19 protein-coding genes are annotated in these 19,373 nt (G+C 70.6%); 7 read left to right on the forward strand and 12 right to left on the reverse strand.

The genetic code is table 11. From position 1 onward, the window contains the following. The 3 genes from AWQ68_RS41850 to AWQ68_RS39910 all read left to right on the forward strand — a co-directional run. On the forward strand, positions 1-389 hold a 389-nt coding region (locus tag AWQ68_RS41850), incomplete at its 5' end, for a GntR family transcriptional regulator (RefSeq protein WP_157546532.1). Between the two features lie 68 nt (positions 390-457). After that, entirely contained in the window at positions 458-952 is a 495-nt protein-coding gene (locus AWQ68_RS39905; protein ID WP_066951813.1) for a GntR family transcriptional regulator, read from the forward strand. A 142-nt stretch (positions 953-1,094) separates the two neighbouring features. Continuing rightward, positions 1,095-1,709, forward strand: a complete 615-nt coding sequence (locus AWQ68_RS39910; RefSeq protein WP_084464940.1) for a DUF4142 domain-containing protein — start codon at positions 1,095-1,097, stop codon at positions 1,707-1,709. Positions 1,710-1,890: 181 nt separating this feature from the next. Here AWQ68_RS39910 and AWQ68_RS39915 read toward each other — a convergent pair whose 3' ends face one another. After that, a complete protein-coding gene (locus AWQ68_RS39915; RefSeq protein WP_245656591.1) occupies positions 1,891-2,763 on the reverse strand; it encodes a DMT family transporter in 873 nt (290 codons plus the stop codon). Positions 2,764-2,860: 97 nt separating this feature from the next. On the opposite strand from AWQ68_RS39915, the gene AWQ68_RS39920 reads away from it, so the two are divergent. The 4 genes from AWQ68_RS39920 to AWQ68_RS39935 all read left to right on the forward strand — a co-directional run bounded on the left by AWQ68_RS39920 (position 2,861) and on the right by AWQ68_RS39935 (position 6,947). Continuing rightward, complete coding sequence (locus AWQ68_RS39920; RefSeq protein WP_066951819.1) at positions 2,861-4,258, forward strand: aminotransferase-like domain-containing protein; 1,398 nt, start codon at positions 2,861-2,863, stop codon at positions 4,256-4,258. A gap of 229 nt (positions 4,259-4,487) precedes the next feature. After that, on the forward strand, positions 4,488-5,273 hold the full coding sequence (locus tag AWQ68_RS45550) for a CGNR zinc finger domain-containing protein (RefSeq protein WP_245656590.1): 786 nt from the start codon (positions 4,488-4,490) through the stop codon (positions 5,271-5,273). A gap of 38 nt (positions 5,274-5,311) precedes the next feature. Continuing rightward, a complete protein-coding gene (locus tag AWQ68_RS39930; RefSeq protein WP_066951821.1) occupies positions 5,312-5,914 on the forward strand; it encodes a GNAT family N-acetyltransferase in 603 nt (200 codons plus the stop codon). 163 nt (positions 5,915-6,077) lie between these two features. Beyond that, positions 6,078-6,947 (forward strand): 1,4-dihydroxy-2-naphthoate polyprenyltransferase, encoded by an 870-nt coding sequence (locus AWQ68_RS39935; RefSeq protein WP_066951873.1) that lies wholly within the window; start codon positions 6,078-6,080, stop codon positions 6,945-6,947. Between the two features lie 96 nt (positions 6,948-7,043). Here AWQ68_RS39935 and AWQ68_RS39940 read toward each other — a convergent pair whose 3' ends face one another. The 11 genes from AWQ68_RS39940 to infB all read right to left on the reverse strand — a co-directional run. After that, positions 7,044-7,490: a hypothetical protein gene (locus AWQ68_RS39940; protein ID WP_066951823.1), complete on the reverse strand. Its 447-nt coding sequence runs from the start codon at positions 7,488-7,490 to the stop codon at positions 7,044-7,046. A 124-nt stretch (positions 7,491-7,614) separates the two neighbouring features. Continuing rightward, positions 7,615-8,352, reverse strand: a complete 738-nt coding sequence (dapB, locus tag AWQ68_RS39945; RefSeq protein ID WP_066951825.1) for a 4-hydroxy-tetrahydrodipicolinate reductase — start codon at positions 8,350-8,352, stop codon at positions 7,615-7,617. A gap of 99 nt (positions 8,353-8,451) precedes the next feature. Next, positions 8,452-9,762, reverse strand: coding sequence for a M16 family metallopeptidase (locus AWQ68_RS39950; protein WP_066951831.1), 1,311 nt, complete (start codon positions 9,760-9,762; stop codon positions 8,452-8,454). Continuing rightward, complete coding sequence (locus AWQ68_RS39955) at positions 9,759-12,059, reverse strand: polyribonucleotide nucleotidyltransferase (protein ID WP_066951834.1); 2,301 nt, start codon at positions 12,057-12,059, stop codon at positions 9,759-9,761. The genes AWQ68_RS39950 and AWQ68_RS39955 overlap by 4 nt, the downstream gene beginning before the upstream one ends. Before the next feature lie 382 nt (positions 12,060-12,441). After that, complete coding sequence (gene rpsO / locus AWQ68_RS39960; protein WP_066951836.1) at positions 12,442-12,711, reverse strand: 30S ribosomal protein S15; 270 nt, start codon at positions 12,709-12,711, stop codon at positions 12,442-12,444. 182 nt (positions 12,712-12,893) lie between these two features. Next, positions 12,894-13,841, reverse strand: a complete 948-nt coding sequence (locus AWQ68_RS39965) for a bifunctional riboflavin kinase/FAD synthetase (protein ID WP_066951876.1) — start codon at positions 13,839-13,841, stop codon at positions 12,894-12,896. A gap of 93 nt (positions 13,842-13,934) precedes the next feature. Next, positions 13,935-14,834: a tRNA pseudouridine(55) synthase TruB gene (truB, locus tag AWQ68_RS39970; RefSeq protein ID WP_066951847.1), complete on the reverse strand. Its 900-nt coding sequence runs from the start codon at positions 14,832-14,834 to the stop codon at positions 13,935-13,937. A 64-nt stretch (positions 14,835-14,898) separates the two neighbouring features. Beyond that, positions 14,899-15,930: a DHH family phosphoesterase gene (locus tag AWQ68_RS39975; protein ID WP_066951850.1), complete on the reverse strand. Its 1,032-nt coding sequence runs from the start codon at positions 15,928-15,930 to the stop codon at positions 14,899-14,901. A 31-nt stretch (positions 15,931-15,961) separates the two neighbouring features. Continuing rightward, positions 15,962-16,438 carry a 30S ribosome-binding factor RbfA gene (gene rbfA, locus AWQ68_RS39980; RefSeq protein WP_066951855.1) on the reverse strand — a complete coding sequence of 159 codons (477 nt, stop codon included), beginning with the start codon at positions 16,436-16,438 and terminating at the stop codon, positions 15,962-15,964. Positions 16,439-16,491: 53 nt separating this feature from the next. After that, a complete protein-coding gene (locus tag AWQ68_RS39985) occupies positions 16,492-16,791 on the reverse strand; it encodes a DUF503 domain-containing protein (protein ID WP_066951861.1) in 300 nt (99 codons plus the stop codon). Positions 16,792-16,860: 69 nt separating this feature from the next. Continuing rightward, positions 16,861-19,373 (reverse strand): translation initiation factor IF-2 (gene infB / locus AWQ68_RS39990; RefSeq protein ID WP_084464943.1); only part of this gene is annotated, 2,513 nt, incomplete at its 5' end.

The raw sequence follows: 19,373 nt of genomic DNA on the forward strand, positions 1-19,373 counted from the left end.
ACGCCGTACCGAGCGAGGCGGAACTGGAGACCGAGTACGGCATCGCCCGAATGACCGCCCGTCGTGTGGCGCGGGAACTCCGCGAGCAGGGCCTCGTCTACACGGTCCAAGGGGAAGGCACCTTCGTCGGCCAGCCCGGGACACCGCGATCGCCGGATCGAACGCCGATCTATCAGCAAATCGCCGCGGACATCAGCGTCCGCATCCGCAAAGGGGAGCTGCAGGTCAATCGGCCGATCCCGAGCGAGAAGGCGCTCATGCGCCAGTACGGCGTCGCCAAGGCCACTGTCCGGCAGGCCGTGGCCTTCCTGCGGGCACAGGGCTGGGCCTTCACCGTCGCCTATCGGGGAACCTATGTCTCTCCCCAGGAGAAATGGCCCGAGAGCTAGAGGTGCACACCCCGTCTATGTCGGTGGACTGCCCTATGCGCGACGTGGTCGTCGTCTATCTTGGCTGAATGCTGGACCGCGATGGCGATACGCATCTGTACCTTCAAATCGCCGAGATCATTCGGGGGCGGATCGTCGACGGAACGCTCAGGCCCGGCCAACCCGTCCCGAGCGAGTCAGTGATCCAGCGGGAGTTCGGCGTGGCCAGGACGACCGCCCGACGAGCCATCGGCCTGCTCCGCGAGGAGGGCCTGGTGTACGCCGCACGAGGTGAAGGAACGTTCGTGGGCCGTCACGGCGACGCACCCCGTGTATCCAGGAAAACACCGCTGTTCCGTCAGATCGCGGACGACGTCATCGAACACGTCAGACGCGGCGATCTCCAACCCCGGCGCCCTATCCCGAGCGAGAGCATGCTGGTGCAACGGTACGACGTGGCACGGGAAACGGTACGCAGGGCCATCGCACTGCTGCGCGAAGCCGGCTGGATCTACACGGTTCCTCAACGCGGCAGCTTCGTCTCCCCCCGGGACAGGTGGCCTGAAGATGACTTCCCTCAGTGACCTTCATGGTCGACTGCGCCAGATATATCGCTTTCCTGTTGATCTGGGACGTTTTTCTCCGGTTTAGCGGGTAGTGACCGGATGCGGGCGGCCTGTCCTGGCCGCGCCGTGATCGTCCGACAAGAGGTCCGGGGGGGATCTCATGGTGAGACGGATTGTCCTTCTGCTGGCCATCGTGATCAGCGCGCTGGTGGCAGGGGCCACCGGCGCTTTCGCGCAACCGAGTCCCACTCCTACCGGCGCCCACACCGGCACTCATAGTCCGAGCCCGACCGCCACTGTCAGCGAGCAGGACCGGATGTTCCTCATCAAGGCCCACGAGGGCAACCTGGCGGAGATCCGGGCGGGAAGGCTGGCACAGCAAAAGGGGCACACATCGTCGGTACGCGACCTGGGGGCAAGGCTGGTCAAGGATCACACCAGGCTCGACACGAAGCTCCGGCAGACGGCCAAGAACGTCGGTGTCCAGCTGCCTCATGCGCCGAGCAAGAAGCAGCAGGAGCAGCTCAAGAAGTTGGGCGACCTGAGCGGCGCCAAGTTCGACCACGCCTGGGTCCAGTGGCAGCTGACCGCACACCGCCAGACCCTGACCCTCATCAACAAGGAGCTGACCAACGGCAAGTCTGAGCCGGTCAAGAAGACGGCCCAGGAGGCGAAGCCCGTCATCCAGGAGCACCTGACGCTGCTCAAGAAGGCGGCGGCCACCATGTCTCCGCACATGGGCACGCCGACCCCGCACCCCGCGCACACCCGCTGAGCGCCCCATCCGGGCACGTCGGCGAACGCCGGAGCGGCACAGCCGCCTTCGGCACCCCCGCTTCCGAGGTCGCTCTCGGGGAGTCCGCTCCCCGTACGGGCGACCTCGGAAGCGCACGTCTGGAGAACCGCGGATCAGAGCTCTGGGATGACGGTGCAACCCGCCGGCTGCCCACGGTCGCTCAGGTCCGGTCCGGGCGCCTCGTCCCGGGTCCGCGGCTCACCTGGGTGAGCGCCACGCACACCAGTACGGCGAGAGCCGCCGCGACCGTCGCCCAGCCGAACCGTTCGCCCATCAGGAGCCAGGCCCACAGCAGCGTCAGCAGCGGCTGCGCGAGCTGGACCTGCCCGGCGCGGGCTATCCCACCCATGGCGAGACCCGCGTACCAGGGGACGAATCCGAGGAACATCGAGACCAGACCGACGTAGGCCAGCCCGCCCAGCGAGACGGCGTCCGGACTCGGGCCGGTCGTGAATGTGAGTACGACAGTGACGGGCACGGTGACCGGAGCGGCCACGACCAGCGAGTACGAGATGACACGCCAGCCAGGGGTCTCCCTGGCCAGCCGCCCTCCCTCGGTGTAACCGGCGGCGGCTCCGATCAGAGCGAGCACCAGGAGCAGGTCGGCCACGGCGAAACGGCCGCCGCCGCGGGTGAGAACGAAGATCGTGATGGAGAGCGCGCCGCCGGCGCAGGCGATCCAGAACAGCGGTCGCGGCCGCTCCCCCGCGCGCATTACCGCGGCCACCGCCGTCGCCGCGGGAAGCAGGCCGGTCACGACGGCGGCGTGTGCCGTGCTCGCTCCGCTGTGCAGAGCCAGGGCGCTGAACAACGGGAAGCCGAAGACGACGCCCACGGCGATCACAAGGTACGACCGCAGATGCTCCCTCGGCGGCAGCAGCGGCGCGCCCGCCATGGCGAGGCAGGCGACGGCCGCCAGGGTGGCGAGACCGGCGCGCGCGAACGTGAGCAGGTACGGATCGAACCCCCGCATCCCGAAGACGGTGCCGGGGAACGAGCCGGAGAACGACACAACGCCGACCAAGGCGAGCACGGTGCCCAACCAAGCGCTCCGCTGCGCCCGCCGATCGGCGGCTCCCGCGCGGCTCGCCGCTACTGACGTCGTTTCGATAGCGCTATCGTTATCTCTCATGAATGACGATAGCAGTATCGCCCGTTTGGCCGCGATCCTGCGCGACGAGACGGAGCGCGCGCGGCCGGGCGATCGGCTGCCGTCCAGCCGGGAGCTGATGCGGCGGCACGGCGTCAGCCCGGTGACGGTCTCCCGCGCGATCGCGCAGCTCAGCGCGGAGGGCCGGGTCGTGACCAGGCCGGGCAGTGGAGCCTTCGTGGCCCCGGAGCGCGGGCGCGCCCAGGCCCCCGACCTCTCCTGGCAGACCGTGGCGCTCGACGACCGCATGGTCGACGACTCCGCCGTCTCCGGGCTCCTCGCCCGGCCGGCCGACGGGGTGATCCCGCTGACCGGCGGATATCTGCCCCCCGACCTCCGGCCGCTTTCGGCCCTGTCCGCCGCGGCCGCCCGTGCCGTACGACGGCCGGAGTCGTGGTCGCTGCCTCCCCTCAACGGCGACCCGGGTCTGCGGCGATGGTTCGCGAGCGAGGCGGGCGGCACGGCCACGCCGGACGATGTGCTCGTGGTGAGCGGCGGCCAGGCCGGGCTCACCCACGCCCTGCGCGCGCTGGCCGCTCCGGGCAGGCCCGTCCTCGTGGAGACCCCCACGTACCCGGGGGCGCTGGCGGCGGCCAAGGCCGCCGGGCTGCGTGCGACCGCCGTGCCGGTCGACCAGGACGGCGTACGGCCCGACCTGCTGGCCGAGGCGTTCGCCGTCACCGGGGCGCGGGTCTTCCTCTGCCAGCCCACGCTGCACAACCCCACCGGCGCGACTCTCACCCTCGAACGCAGGGAGCAGGTGCTCGCGGTCGCGAGAGCGGCGGGCGCGTTCGTCATCGAGGACGACTACGCCCGCTATCTCGGGGCCGACCCGATCCCGCCCTCGCTCGGCTCGATGGACACGAACGGCACGGTCGTCCACATCATCTCGCTGAGCAAGATCTCGGCGCCGAGCATGCGCGTGGCGGGGGTCATCGCGCGCGGCCCGGCGGCGCACCGCCTGCGGGCGAGCCAGGTGGTCGAGTCGTTCTTCGTCGCGCGACCGTTGCAGGAGGCGGCGCTGGAGTTCGTCGGCTCGCCGGCATGGCGGCGTCATCTCGCCGCCGTCCGCCAGGAGATCCTGGTGCGGCAGGGGGCGCTGCTCTCCGGTCTGGCCCGGTACGTGCCGCAGGCCGAGGTCGAACTCCGGCCACAGGGAGGGTTCCACGTCTGGGTGCGCCTCCCGCAGGGGACGGACGAGGCGGCGGTCGTCGAGGCCGCGCAGCGCAAGGGGGTGCTGGTCAGCCCCGGCCGCATCTACTACCCGTCGGAACCTCCCGGACCGCGCATCAGGCTCACCCACATCGCCTCGTCGAGCCTCGCGGAGCTCGACGAGGGCGTACGCCGCCTGGGCACCGCGTTCCAGGACACGCGCTGATCGGACGGAAGCGGCTCCGGTCCCCGGCGGGCGAACACCACCAGGCCGCCGGCGCCAACCGGCGCAGCGTTTCTGTAACCGCACGTCATAACCCCGGGTGCCCGGCATTCGGAACGCCCGGAAGCGCTGACGGCACGATGTGGGGGCCGACCGCGGACGAGCCGGGGAAGCCGGGGTCATCTCCCCTCCTGCGCCTCCCATACAGTGGTCGCAGGAGGGGATCACGCAGATGACAGGCCCCGCGGAACTGCTTCGCGATTTCGTGAACACCTACGACGTCGAGTCGGACGTCGACGATCTCGCGTCACCGGCAGAGCTGACCGTATGGCTGCGGGAACGCGACCTGATCCAGGACACGGATCGCGCGGCGGACGACGACCTCGTCCTCGCCGTCCGGCTGCGCGAGGGCCTCCGTGAAGCGCTGCGCCGAAACCACGACGCGACGCCGTACGAGATCGGTGAGGGTCTGGAAGCGGCCCTGGCGGCGCTCCCGCTGCGGGTGACACTGGTGGGAGGGGTGCCCACGCTGGAACCGGCGGCGTACGTCCGGCGAGGCGCTGAGGGACTGTCGAGAACGCCAGGGCCGTCCGGCGCGCCAGGCGACGCCGGCACAGAGGGCGTCACGGAAACGCCCGCCACCCCCGGCGCGGCGCCCGGTATGCCTGGCGCTCAGGACGCGGTCCGATCCTCCGACCGGCCGGACACCGCCGACTTTCCGGGTCCCCACGACGCGACCTCCAGCGCGCCGGGCCCCTCCGGGGCCGCAGCGGCCTCCTCGGAGGGCGGGGCGCGCGCGGGCCTCGCCCGGGTCGCCGCCGCGATCCACGCCGTCCACGCCGAGGGGATGTGGCCCCGACTGAAGGTGTGTGCGGAGAGCACATGTCAGTGGGCCTTCATAGACTCCTCAAAGAACCGCTCCCGATCCTGGTGTTCCATGCGGGTGTGTGGAAACCGCACAAAAACCCGGGCATATCGGGCACGACGCCAGACGGACGGTTCGTCCCGCGTCTCCTGACCAGTACGGTGATACATGCAAAGAGAGGAGCCGGCCGCATGGGTGTTAGATCTGCCCGTCTGGAAGACGTCGACGCGGTGACGAGCACCCAGATCAGGGCGTGGAAGTGCGGATACCGCGACTTCCTCCCACCCGGCCCACTGGAGCAGATGACCGGCCCCGCCGCCGAGAAGATGTGGCGGCGACAGTGGGACGAGGCGATTCTCTCGCCGCCCACCCCGCGCCACCGCGTTCTCGTCGCGGTCGAGCGGGTGGTGCCCGACACGGACGCGTTCGCGGCGCTCGGCCCCGGCGGCATCCTGGCCAGCGCGGCGTCCCGGGCGTCCGACCGGGTCGTGGGGCTCGCCTCACACGGTCCCGCCGAGGACCCCGACCTGCGCCCGTCGGAGACCGCCGAGTTGCTCACCCTCCTCGTCGACCCGAACCACATCCGCCGGGGACACGGCAGTCGCCTGCTCAACGCCACGGTGGACCACCTGCGCGAGGACGGCTACAGCAGCGTCGTCACCTGGGTGTTCGCCGACAACCACCCGATGCTCGGTTTCCTTGAGTCGGCGGGGTGGGGCGAGGACGAGGCGGAGCGCGTGCTCGACATGGGCCGCCCCATCAGGATGATCCGTCTCAGCACCGACATCAGCTGATCTGCCCCAGCGTGAGCAGGGTCCCCGTCGGTTCTCCCGCCCTCGCGGGCGTGCCGTGTCCGTCAGCGTGCCCTGCCCTGAGCCGTTGTGCGACGGGGCGCCCGCGGATGGTCATGGCCGTGCGTGGGCTTCCACTCTCCGGTGATCTCACAGAGGTATGAACGTGGCCACACCAGCACAATGGGTCGCGGGCGCGCGTCCCCGCACCCTTCCCGCAGCCGTCGTCCCGGTCGCCGTCGGAACCGGCGTCGCGGTCGCCGAGGGCGGAGCCGTCTGGTGGCGGGCGCTCCTCGCCCTCTTCGTGGCGCTGGCCCTGCAGGTCGGCGTGAACTACGCCAACGACTACAGCGACGGCGTCCGGGGCACCGACAAGGACCGGGTCGGCCCGATGCGCCTCGTCGGGTCCGGCGCGGCCGCTCCCAAGGAGGTGCTGGCCGCGGCGCTGGGCTGCTTCCTCGCGGCCGCGATCGCCGGCCTGGCCCTCGTGGTGGCCACCCGCGCCTGGTGGCTGCTGCTGGTCGGTCTCCTCTCGATCCTGGCGGCCTGGTTCTACACCGGCGGTTCCCGTCCGTACGGCTACCGCGCCATGGGCGAGATCTCGGTCTTCGTGTTCTTCGGCCTCGTCGCGGTCGCCGGGACGACGTACGTCCAGTTGGAGCGGCTGCCCTGGCTGGCCCTGGCCGCAGCCGTCCCGGTGGGCCTGCTCGCCTGCGCCCTCCTCGTCGTCAACAACCTGCGCGACATCGTGACGGACGGCCCTTCGGGCAAGCGGACGCTCGCCGTCGTCCTCGGCGACGGGCGGACCCGGCTGCTCTACGCGGCCGCGCTGATCGTGCCCTTCCTGATCGCGCTCGCCGTCGTCCCCGACCGGCCGTTCGCCGCCATCGCCGTGCTCGCGCTCCCGCTGGCCATCGCACCGGTGCAGACGGTGCGCTCGGGGGCGACCGGACCCGCGCTCATCGCGACACTGCAGCAGACGGGCCGCCTCCAACTCGCCTTCGGCGCCCTGTTCACCCTCGGCTTGGCCCTCTGACCAAGAGGCACCGCTGAGCCCCAAAACCAATACGGCGAAGCCGCCAGGCACGTGTACGGGGGCCGGCCTGGCACCCCGTACACACGTCGGCCTTGGCTAGTTCACCGATGTGACGCCTTGGGCACGACCGTCGGCCATCCCCCTGATGAGTGAGACGACCTCATCGATCCGGGAGTCCATCCGGTCGAAACGGGAATCCATGCGATCGAGGCGGGAATCCACCGCGTCGAAGCGCGAATCCACCGCGTCGAAGCGGGAATCCACACGATCGAGCCTGGCGTCGATGTGGGTGAGGCTGGAGTCCACCGCTTCGAACCGGGCGTCGACGGAGTCGAAGCGGGCCGAGACCTCCTGACGGAACTCCGTCATGTCGTCGCGCATGGCCTGGATCATGCGTGTGTTGGCGGCCTGGGCATGCCGCACATCGGCACGGACCCGTTCGACCTTGTTGTCCACCATCCCGACGATGATCTTCATGGACTGCACGTCAAGCTCCAGTGCGGTCACCCGATCCTCGAAACCCATGCCTGTCATGCCGGTCATGCCTCTCCCTGGGCGGTCGGTAGGGCCACCGGGCGGCGACCCGTGGGACAGCCTTCCTGAAGGCGGGGGCGTGATGGCGAGCCGAAGCTCGTTCGGTGGACAGAGCACCGCCTGTGGATGAGGTTTATAGGTCGAGGAGGTTCTCCAGGCCGACCGTGAGCCCCGGAAGGTCGCGCACCCGGCGCACACCGAGGAGCACACCCGGGGTGAACGACGACCGGTTCATGGTGTCGTGCCGGATGGTGAGGATCTCTCCGTCACCACCGAGCAGCACCTCCTGATGCGCGATCAGACCGGCCAGGCGGACGGCGTGGACATGTACGCCGTCCACTTCGGCACCGCGGGCACCCGGCAGCTCCGTGGTGGTCGCGTCCGGGGAGGGGCCGATGCCCGCGTTCCTCCGGGCCTCCGCCACCAGCTCCGCCGTACGGCGCGCCGTACCCGAGGGGGCGTCCGCCTTGTTGGGGTGGTGCAGCTCGACGATCTCCACCGAGTCGAAGTACTTGGCGGCCTGCTGGGCGAAGTGCATCATCAGCACGGCGGCGATGCCGAAGTTCGGGGCGATCAACGCGTTCGTCCCCGGGTTGGCCGCGAGCAGTGCGCGCACCCTGTCCAGCCGCTCGGGGGTCCAGCCCGTCGTCCCGATCACCGGATGGATGCCGTGCGTGACACACCACTCGACGTTGTCCATCACCACGTCGGGATGCGTGAAGTCGACCACCACGTCGGCGCCGGCCAGCGCCTCCAGCGGATCGTCCTTGTCGACGGCCGCCACCAGCTCCAGGTCGTCGGCCGCGTGTACGGCCTTGCAGACTTCCACGCCGACGCGGCCACGCGCGCCGAGAACACCCACCTTAATCACGGGCCAAGGCTATACCCCGACGTCACAAGGGCCCCCCACGCGCTCGCCCACAGCATGCGAAGGGCCCGGACCGCCACGGTCCGGGCCCCTCTCACGGGTTCAGGCGATCGCCCCGCTGAAGTCCTTGTCGGCGTACGGCCCGATGACGGCGAGCGTCAGCGGCCGGGTGAGGATGTCCTGCGCCACGGCGCTGACGTCCTCGGGCGTGACCGCCTCGATCCGGGCGAGGACCTCGTCCACGGACATGAGCTCTTCGTAGACGAGCTCGCTCTTGCCGATCCGGGACATGCGGGAACCGGTGTCCTCCAGGCCGAGGACCAGCCCGCCGCGCATCTGCCCCTTGCCGCGGGCGATCTCATCGGCGGTGATGCCCTCGGCGACGATCCGGGCCAGCTCGTCCCGGCAGATCTTCAGAACGTCGTCGATCTTCGAGGGGAGGCAGCCGACGTAGATGCCGAACTGACCCGTGTCGGCGTACTGCGAGGTGTAGCTGTACGCGCTGTAGGCCAGCCCGCGTTTCTCGCGGATCTCCTGGAACAGCCGGGACGACATGCCGCCGCCCAGCGCCGCGTTGAGCACGCCGAGGGCGAACCTGCGGTCGTCGCGGCGGGAGACGCCGGTGGTGCCCAGCACGAGGTTGGCCTGCTCGGTGGGCCGGTCGACGACCCGGACGCCGGACCGCTGCTCGACGCCGGGGCCGTCGAGGCGCGGAGGCGCGGGCGGCGCGAGCTCGGCCAGGGCGCCCGCGCGCTCGTACGCCGTGGCGACCAACTCGACCACGCGCTCGTGGTTCACGTTGCCCGCCACCGAGACGACCGTCAGCGGGGGAAGGTAGTAGCGCTGGTAGTACTCGTGGATCCGGTCGCGGCTGAGCGCGTTGATCGACTCCTCGTTGCCCAGAATGGGCCGGCCGATCGGCGTGTCGCCGTACAACTCGGCGGAGAACTGCTCGTGCACGACGTCCGACGGGTCGTCGTCGTGCATCGCGATCTCCTCCAGGATCACGCCACGCTCGGACTCCACGTCCTCGGGGGTGATGCGGGAAGAGGTGACGACGTCGGCCAGGACGTCGATCGCCAGGGGAAGGTCCTCGTCGAGCACCCGCGCGTAGTAGCAGGTGTACTCCTTGGCGGTGAACGCGTTGATCTCACCGCCGATGCCCTCGATGGACGCCGAGATCTCCATGGCGTCCCTCGTGGGTGTGCCCTTGAAGAGCAGGTGCTCGAGGAAGTGGGTGGCCCCCATGTGCTCGGGGGCCTCGTCACGGGAGCCGATGCCGACCCACATGCCGACGGCGACGCTGCGCACCGTCGGCATGGTCTCGGTCACCACTCGCAGACCGCCGGGAAGGACGGTACGGCGGATGACCCCCGCACCGTCCTTGCCGGGATAGAGGATGGTGGTCGTCACGAGTTGCGGTCGTCCCGTCCGCCGCGCGTGCGCCGACGCGGACGCTCGGAGCGCTCCTCCTGCTGCTGCGGCGCCTCGGCGGGCGCGGCCGCCTCCTCGCCGCCGCCCGCGGCCTTCTCCGCGGCCTCCTTCTCGACGACCTCGACCGGCACGAGCGACAGCTTGCCGCGCGAGTCGATCTCGGCGATCTCCACCTGGATCTTCTCGCCGACGTTCATGACGTCCTCGACGTTCTCGATGCGCTTGCCGCCGTGCAGCTTGCGGATCTGCGAGACGTGCAGCAGGCCGTCCTTGCCGGGCAGCAGCGAGATGAACGCCCCGAAAGCGGCGATCTTCACGACCGTGCCCAGGTAGCGCTCGCCGACCTCGGGCATGTGCGGGTTCGCGATGCCGTTGATCAGCGACCGGGCGGCCTCGGCGGACGGGCCGTCGGTGGCGCCGATGTAGATCGTGCCGTCGTCCTCGATGGTGATCTCGGCGCCGGTGTCGTCCTGGATCTGGTTGATCATCTTGCCCTTGGGCCCGATGACCTCGCCGATCTTGTCGACCGGGACCTTGATCGTGATGATGCGCGGCGCCGTCGGGTTCATCTCCGCCGGAGAGTCGATGGCCTCCTGCATCACGTCGAGGATCGCCAGGCGGGCGGCCTTGGCCTGCTTGAGCGCCGCGGCCAGGACCGACGCCGGGATGCCGTCGAGCTTGGTGTCGAGCTGCAGCGCGGTGATGAGGTCCTTGGTGCCGGCGACCTTGAAGTCCATGTCGCCCATGGCGTCCTCGGCGCCGAGGATGTCGGTCAGGGTGACGTACTGGTCGCCCTCACCGATCAGGCCCATGGCGATGCCGGCGACCATCTCCTTGAGCGGCACACCGGCGTCGAGGAGCGCCATCGTCGAGGCGCAGACCGAGCCCATCGAGGTCGAGCCGTTCGACCCGAGAGCCTCCGACACCTGGCGGATCGCGTACGGGAACTCCTCGCGGCTCGGCAGCACGGGGATCAGCGCCCGCTCGGCGAGCGCGCCGTGGCCGATCTCACGCCGCTTCGGCGAGCCGACGCGGCCCGTCTCACCGGTGGAGTACGGCGGGAAGTTGTAGTTGTGCATGTACCGCTTGGTGCGCTCAGGGTTGAGCGTGTCGATCATCTGCTCCATGCGCAGCATGTTGAGCGTGGTGATGCCCAGGATCTGGGTCTCGCCGCGCTCGAACAGAGCCGACCCGTGGACCCGCGGCACGACGTGGACTTCGGCGTTGAGCTGCCGGATGTCCTTGGTGCCGCGCCCGTCGATGCGGATGCCCTCGGTGATGACCCGCTCGCGCATGAGCTTCTTGGTCAGCGACCGGAACGCCGCGGCGATCTCCTTCTCGCGTCCCTCGAAGTCGGCGAGCAACTTCTCGGCGGCGAGGGCCTTGACGCGGTCGATCTCGGCCTCGCGCTCCTGCTTGCCGGCGATCGTCAGGGCGGCGGCGAGCTCGCTGCGCACCGCGCCGGTGACCGCCTCCAGGGCGTCGTCCTGGTAGTCGAGGAAGATCGGGTACTCGGCGGTCTCCTTCGCGGCGACCTTCGCCAGCCGCGACTGCGCCTCGCACAGGACCTTGATGAACGGCTTGGCCGCTTCCAGACCCTGGGCCACGGCCTCCTCGGTCGGCGCGACGGCGCCCTCGGCGACCAGCTTGAGCGTGTCGCGCGTGGACTCGGCCTCGACCATCATGATCGCGACGTCGCCGTCCTGCAGGACCCGGCCGGCCACCACCATGTCGAAGGTGGCGCCCTCAAGCTCGGAGTGCGTCGGGAACGCCACCCACTGGCCGCTGATCAGCGCGACGCGGACGCCGCCGATCGGGCCGGAGAACGGCAGCCCGGCGAGCTGCGTCGACAAGCTCGCCGCGTTGATCGCGACCACGTCGTACAGGTGGTCCGGGTGCAGCGACATGACGGTCGCCACGACCTGGATCTCGTTGCGCAGCCCCTTGACGAACGACGGGCGCAGCGGCCGGTCGATCAGTCGGCAGGTGAGGATCGCGTCCTCGGACGGCCGCCCCTCACGACGGAAGAACGAGCCGGGGATGCGGCCCGCCGCGTACATCCGCTCCTCGACGTCGACGGTGAGCGGGAAGAAGTCCAAGCTCTCCTTCGGATGCTTGGACGCGGTGGTGGCGGAAAGGACGGTCGTCTCCTCGTCCAGGTAGACGACGGCGCTTCCGGCCGCCTGGCGCGCGAGCCTGCCGGTCTCGAACCGGATGGTACGCGTGCCGAACGAGCCGTTGTCGATAACGGCTTCTGTGCTGTGGACACCCTCCACGGGGGACCTCCTTCTCGGGTCGGTCTCCCCACGTCCGTGTGCTGCGGTCGAGGCAGCCTGACCGGCTTACCCCTTCCCTTGCCGGCTCCCCGTCAGGTGCAGTGCCGGTCTTCGATCGAAGCGCCCGGTTCCTTCCGCGGCTGTGCCGCATGACCGGAGGCCACTACCGAGGACCGGCCCTCTCACGCCGCGGAGCGCGTGTGCTTGCGTGCGGACGCGGGGCACTGTCTGTCGGGTTGAGGAGACCTATCCGGTCTCCTCTCCCTTTCGGCTATTAAGTTTGCGCGGTCCCGAGGCCGCTACTGCGGAGACTCGCCGAACCGTAGGCCTATTTTGACCTGATATGTGAAAGGAGCGGCGTTGGATCGCCGCTCCTTTCACTCTATCGACGAAGGCCGAGCCGCTCGATGAGGGAGCGGTAGCGGGTGATGTCCTTGGCCTGCAGGTACTTCAGCAGGCGGCGCCGGCGGCCGACCAGCAGGAGCAGCCCGCGACGGCTGTGGTGGTCGTGCTTGTGGGTCTTCAGGTGCTCCGTCAGGTCGCTGATGCGCTTGCTGAGCAGCGCGATCTGGACCTCGGGGGACCCGGTGTCACCCTCGTTGGTGCCGTACTCGGCGACGATGGCCTTCGTGGTGGCGGTGTCGAGCGACACTGCATCTCCTTTTCTGGGAGGCACGCGTGACGATGGTTCCAGCTCGCGAACGACCGTGCGTGCCTACAGTCGCCGTGCCAGCCCGGCCATGCGGCGGGATATACACCCACACCGATGGCCGACATGCAAGGCTACCATCGCGTTCCGCCACCCGGGACGGGCGGGGCGTGACCGGCCGCTCCTCAGCCGCTGGTCAGCCGCCGGGCCTCGGCCACGTCGGCGTGCATCTGCTCGATCAGCGCCTCGATCGAGTCGAACTTGAGATTGTCGCGGAGCCGCTTGGTGAAGTCGACCGCCACGTGCATGCCGTACAGGTCGAGGTCGTCGCGGTCCAGCGCGTACGCCTCGACCGTCCGGGCGACGTTCTCGAACGTGGGGTTGGTGCCGACCGAGATCGCGGCGGGCCAGAGCTCCCCCTCGTATCGTGAGGGCGACTCGGTGCAGCACAGGTAGCCGGCGTAGACGCCGTCGGCCGGGATCGCGGTGTGCTGCGGCGACTCGACGTTGGCGGTCGGGAAGCCGAGCGCCCTCCCCCGCTGGTGGCCACGCACGACCACGCCCTCGACCCGGTGCGGGCGGCCCAGCTCGGTCGCGGCGGCCTCGACGTCGCCCTCGGCCAGCCGCGCGCGGATCCGGGTGGACGAGATCGCCTCGCCGTCACTCAACAGGGGCACGCCTTCCACCACGAAGTCGTACTTCTCGCCGAGCGTGCGCAGCGTTTCGAGATCGCCGGACGCCTTGTGGCCGAAGCGGAAGTTCTCCCCCACGACCACCCCGGCCGCGTGCAGCCGGTCGACGAGCGTGGTCTGCACGAACTCGTCCGGCGACATCCGGGAGAACTCCACCGTGAACGGCATCACGCACACCGCGTCGACACCCAGCGACGCGAGCAGCTCGGCGCGGCGGCGCGTGTCGCTGAGCAGCGGCGGGTGGCTGCCGGGGCGGACCACCTCGTCGGGATGCGGGTCGAAAGTGACGGCGACCGAGGGAAGTCCGAGATTGGCGGCCATGTTCACCGCACGCGCCACCATCTGCTGGTGACCGCGATGCACCCCGTCGAACACGCCGATCGTGACGACGGATCTGCCCCAGTCCTCGGGCACGTCGTCCAGTCCGTGCCAGCCCTGCACCTCGACCTCGATTCGCTCACACGCCATCCGGCAGTAGACAAGACTGCCATGCCCGGACGCCTGCCCGGGAACCAACCCCCGCCGATCCTCTTCTCAGGGGACGAACACGGCGAGCGGCCGGGCCGTACGCCCCCGCTCCTCGACGAGCGCGAGCAGCGTGCCGTCGGGGGCGAAGACGCCGACGGGACCGGAGCCGAGCCCTATGGCGGGCAGCCGACCGCCGTGCGCGACCAGCCGGGCCTCCTCCTCGGTCACGTCCCTGCGTGGGAATGCCGCGGCCACCGCGTCCGCCATGGGGAGGATCACGCACTCCTCCACGAGCTGCTCGATCGTGCGCGCCGACTCGATCGTGTACGGCCCGACACGGGTACGGCGCAGCCGGGTGAGGTGCCCGCCGACGCCGAGCCCGCTCCCGAGGTCGCGGGCCAGCGCGCGGATGTAGGTGCCGCTTGAGCAGGTGACGACGGCGTCCACGTCCACCACGTCGCCTTCGCGGCGGATCGCGGTCACCTCGAAGCCGTACACGGTGACGGGGCGGGCGGCCAGCTCGACCTCCTCGCCCGCGCGGGCCCGCTTGTACGCGCGCTCGCCGTTGACCTTGATCGCGCTCACCTGCGGCGGGACCTGGCTGATCTCGCCGGTCAGCGCCGCGATGCCCTTGCGGACGTCCTCGTCGGTCACGTGCCCGGCCGGCGCGGTCGCCATGACCTCGCCCTCGGCGTCATCGGTGTTGGTGCTCACGCCGAGCCGGATCGTGGCCTCGTACACCTTCTCGGTCAGCGCGAGGTGGCCGAGCAGCCGGGTCGCCTTCTCGACGCCGACCACCAGAACGCCGGTGGCCATCGGGTCGAGCGTCCCCGCGTGGCCCACCTTGCGGGTGCCGGCGACGCCGCGCATCTTGCCGACCACGTCGTGGGAGGTCCACTCCGCGGGCTTGTCCACGATGATGAGGCCGCTCGGGGGCGGGGTTCGCCTGGCCTTGGCCGTGCGCATGACGCTGGTCCTCCGCAGGGATGGTCGAGCAGGGATGGTCGGGAGAGGTGGATGGGACGCCCGGTCAGGACGAGAGCAGGGGGCGCAGGGCCGCCATGATGTCGGGCGGCGACTCGCGGGAGGAGAAGCCCGCTGCGCGCGGATGGCCGCCTCCGCCCAGGGTGGAGCAGGCGCGTCCCACGTCCACGGCCCCCTTGGACCGGGTGGAGACGTTCCAGGTGCCCGTGTCGTCCTCTTTGAGCACCACCGCGACGTCCGCCTCCTCGACCCGGCGGACGACGTCGATCACGCCCTCCACCTCGTCGTACGGCAGGGCCGCCGCCGCGCGCTCCGCCCGCGTCACGTACGTCCAGATCAGGCCGTGCCCGCCGGCGGCGGCGGGTTCGAGCGTGACCCGGGCGATCGCGGCGCCGAGGACGGTGAGATAGCCGAACGGCGAGCCGTCCCACAGCTGCCGCGCGATCCCGTCGGGACGCAGCCCGGTCGCGATCAGCCGCGCGGCCAGCGCGTGGACCTCCGGCGTGGTGGAGTACTTGAACGAGCCGGTGTCGGTCACCAGCGCCGTGTAGAGGCAGGTCGCGACGTCGACGTCCACGGTCAATCCCAGGCGCCGGACGAGCTCCTCGACCAGGACGGACGTGGCGGCGACGGTGGAGTCGACCAGGTTCAGCGTGCCGAACCCGGTGTTCGACGCGTGATGGTCGACCACGACCAGTTCCCCGGCCCGGCCCGCGTGCGGGGCGAGCAGGCCCAGCCGCTCCGTGGTGGAGGCGTCGAAGGTCATCATCAGCGGCGGCCGCGCCGGATAGTCCGCGGGGTCGATCAGCAGGTCCTGCCCCGGCAGGAAACGCAGCAGCCGCGGCACGGCGAAGTGGCGGTCGCCGAAGGACGCGACCACCTCCTTGCCCGCGCCGCGGAGGGCGAGGCCGAAGCCGAGCATCGAGCCGAGGGCGTCACCGTCCGGCGACACGTGGCAGGCCAGCGCGATCCGGTCCGCGGAGGTGATCAGCTCGACCGCCCGCGCCCAGGCCCGCTCGTCGGGTGCCGGGAGGCCGCCCGCCGCAGGCTCGACCCGCTCGCCCGCGTCCCGTGTCACGTCCGGTGTCACCTTCCGCGCCGCGTGCCGGTCACATCGCGCGGCGGCCGGACTCGTCGCCGCCCTCGTCGTCGCCCGCCTCGCCGTCGTAGGCCTCCTCGGGGCGGTACGGGTCGGCGTCGCCGGCGTAGCTCGCCCCCTCGGCCCGCTTGGCGATCTCGGCGTCCTTGGCCCTGGCCACGGCGAACAGGTCGTCCATGTGCCGGGCGCTGTCGGGCAGCGGGTCGTGCACGAACGTGAGCGTGGGGGTGTGCCGCAGGCCGGTCTGCCGGCCCACCTCGGAGCGGATGATCCCCTTGGCGCTCTCCAGGGCGGCGGCCGTGCCGGACCGGTCCACCTCGGACCCGAAAACGGTGTAGTAGACCGTGGCGTCGCCGAGGTCAGCGGTGATCCGCACGTCGGTCACCGTCACGAAGCCGAGGCGCGGATCCTTGATCCGCCGCTCCAGCATCTCGGCGACCACCTGCCGAATGCGGTCGGCCAGCTTCCTGGCGCGCGCTGCGTCCATGACCGCGCTCCCCCTTCTCGGTTCTGGCACGGCCGTGCTCGGGGCACGGCCGTCTATTCTTCGTCGTCGTTGAAGAGCCGCTGCCGCGCGGACAGCAGCTCGATCTCGGGGCGGAAGGCGACGAGACGCTCGCAGGCGTCGAGCACCTCATTGCAATTGGCCGCGGAGGCCGACACGACGGCCACACCGATCTCGGCACGGCGATGCAGGTCGAGATGGCCGGTCTCGGCCACGGCCACCCCTGGGAACCGCCGTTGCACCTCGGCGACGAGGGGGCGGACCACGGAACGCTTCTGCTTCAGCGACCGTACGTCGCCAAGCAGGATGTCCAACGTCAGAGCACCGATATACATCGAGTTCTCACCGCGGAACGACGGCCACGCCGCCGCCCCCGCACGAGGCGGGGACGGCGGCGTCACGCGTCACACGCGCGGCTTCTCCTGCATCTCGAACGTCTCGATGACGTCGTCGAGCTTGATGTCGTTGTAGCCGACACCGATACCGCACTCGAAGCCCTCGCGGACCTCGGTCGCGTCGTCCTTGAAGCGGCGCAGCGACGAGACGGTGAGGTTGTCGGCCACCACGACACCGTCGCGGATGAGCCGTGCCTTGCTGTTGCGGGTGATCGTGCCCGAGCGGACCAGAGCACCGGCGATGTTGCCGATCTTCGGCACCTTGAAGACCTCGCGGACCTCGGCGGTACCCGTCCGGACCTCTTCGAACTCCGGCTTGAGCATGCCCTTGAGGGCCGCCTCGATCTCCTCGATCGCCTGGTAGATGACCGAGTAGTACCGGATGTCGACGCCCTCGCGCTCGGCCAGGTCGCGCGCCCGAACCTCCGGACGCACGTTGAAGCCGATGATGACGGCGTTGTCGTCGGCCATCGCCAGGTTGACGTCGTACTCGGTGATCGCACCGACGGCGCGGTGCAGAACCCGGAGGTTGACCTCCTCGCCGACGTCGATCTTGAGCAGCGCGTCCTCGAGGGCTTCCACCGAACCGGAGACGTCACCCTTGATGATGAGCTTGAGCTCGTCGACCTGGCCCTTCTCGAGGTCCTTGAACAGTTCCTCGAGGGTGCGCCGGCGGCCGGACTTCGCCATGTCGGCGATGCGCTGGCGGGCCGCCCGCTGCTGGGCGATCTGCCGTGCCATCCGGTCGTCGGAGACGACGATGAAGTTGTCGCCCGCGCGCGGGACCGCGGTCAGACCGAGCACCAGGACCGGACGCGACGGGTCGGCCTCTTCGACCGTCTCGCCGTTGTCGTCCAGCATCGCCCGGACGCGGCCGAAAGCCTCGCCACAGACGATGGAGTCGCCCACCCGGAGCGTGCCGCGCTGCACCAGCACGGTCGCCACCGGACCGCGGCCCTTGTCGAGGTGCGCCTCGATGGCCAGACCCTGGGCGTCCATGTCCGGGTTCGCCCGCAGGTCGAGCTCGGCGTCGGCGGTCAGCAGGATCGCCTCGAGCAGGCTGTCGATGCCGAGGCCCTGCTTGGCGGAGATGTCCACGAACAGCGTGGAACCGCCGTACTCCTCGGCCACCAGGCCGTACTCGGTGAGCTGGGCCCGGACCTTGGTCGGGTCCGCACCCTCCTTGTCGACCTTGTTGACCGCGACCACGATCGGCACGTTCGCCGCCTGCGCGTGGTTCAGCGCCTCGATCGTCTGCGGCTTGACGCCGTCGTCCGCGGCGACGACGAGCACCGCGATGTCGGTGGCCTGGGCACCACGGGCACGCATGGCGGTGAACGCCTCGTGACCGGGGGTGTCGATGAAGGTGATCTTGCGGGTCTCACCCTCGTGCTCGGTGGCCACCTGGTACGCGCCGATGTGCTGGGTGATGCCACCCGCCTCGCGCGCGACCACATTGGTGTGCCGGATCGCGTCGAGCGTCTTCGTCTTACCGTGGTCGACGTGGCCCATGACGGTCACGACCGGCGGACGCGGCGCGAGGTCGGCCTCGTCGCCCTCGTCCTCACCGAACTCGATCTTGAAGGACTCGAGAAGCTCGCGGTCCTCCTCCTCCGGGCTGACGACCTGGATGACGTAGTCGAGCTCGGCGCCGAGAAGCTGCAGCGTCTCCTCGTTGACCGACTGGGTCGCGGTCACCATCTCGCCGAGGTGCAGCATGATCTGCACCAGCGACGCGGGGTTCGCGCCGATCCGGTCGGCGAAGTCGGACAGGGACGCGCCACGCGGCAGACGGATCGTCTGCCCGCCGCCACGCGGAGCCTGGACGCCGCCGATCGACGGAGCCGACATGTTGTCGAACTCCTGGCGCCTCTGCCGCTTCGACTTGCGACCACGGGTCGGACGTCCGCCGGGACGGCCGAAGGCACCCGCCGTGCCGCCACCGCGGCCGCGGCCACCGCCGCCACCGGGACGACCGGCGAAACCGCCGCCGCCACCCGGACCGCCGCCCGTACCACCGGGACGACCGCCGGTGCCCGTACGCGCGCCGCCGAAGCCGCCGCCGCCACCACCGGGACGACCGGCACCGCCACCCGGACGGCCACCGCCGCCACCGGGACGACCGGCGCCACCGCCGGGACGGCCGGGACCGCCACCCGGAGCGGCCGGACGGCCCTGCGGCATCATCATCGGGTTCGGACGCGGACCACCGGGACGCGGACCACCGGCGCCCGGCCCCGGACGGGGACCGCCGGCACCAGGGCCAGGACGGGGACCGCCCGCACCCGGACCGGGTCGCGGACCGGCGGCGCCGGGAGCACCCGGACGCGCGGACGGCGGACGCGGCATGCCGCCGTCGCGGGCGCCGTCACGCCGCGGCTCGCGAGGACCGCGGTCGCCGCGGTCGCCGCGCTCGCCACCGTCGCGGGCGCCGGGACGCGGAGGCCGCTGACCCATGCCGCTCGCGGTGGACGAGAACGGGTTGTTGCCCGGACGCGGACCGCGCGGGCCCGGCTTGGGCC

The sequence above is a fragment of the Microtetraspora fusca genome (assembly GCF_001570365.1).
GTDB lineage: Bacteria > Actinomycetota > Actinomycetes > Streptosporangiales > Streptosporangiaceae > Microtetraspora > Microtetraspora fusca.

Bases quoted from the DNA above. Each gene is read 5' to 3' on its own strand.
- truB (WP_066951847.1), bottom strand. From the start codon at position 14,834: ATGCGCACGGCCAAGGCCAGGCGAACCCCGCCCCCGAGCGGCCTCATC.
- AWQ68_RS39985 (WP_066951861.1), bottom strand. From the start codon at position 16,791: ATGTATATCGGTGCTCTGACGTTGGACATCCTGCTTGGCGACGTACGG.
- AWQ68_RS39930 (WP_066951821.1), top strand. From the start codon at position 5,312: ATGGGTGTTAGATCTGCCCGTCTGGAAGACGTCGACGCGGTGACGAGC.
- AWQ68_RS39940 (WP_066951823.1), bottom strand. From the start codon at position 7,490: ATGACCGGCATGACAGGCATGGGTTTCGAGGATCGGGTGACCGCACTG.
- rbfA (WP_066951855.1), bottom strand. From the start codon at position 16,438: ATGGACGCAGCGCGCGCCAGGAAGCTGGCCGACCGCATTCGGCAGGTG.
- AWQ68_RS39910 (WP_084464940.1), top strand. From the start codon at position 1,095: ATGGTGAGACGGATTGTCCTTCTGCTGGCCATCGTGATCAGCGCGCTG.
- AWQ68_RS39905 (WP_066951813.1), top strand. From the start codon at position 458: ATGCTGGACCGCGATGGCGATACGCATCTGTACCTTCAAATCGCCGAG.
- AWQ68_RS39920 (WP_066951819.1), top strand. From the start codon at position 2,861: ATGAATGACGATAGCAGTATCGCCCGTTTGGCCGCGATCCTGCGCGAC.
- AWQ68_RS45550 (WP_245656590.1), top strand. From the start codon at position 4,488: ATGACAGGCCCCGCGGAACTGCTTCGCGATTTCGTGAACACCTACGAC.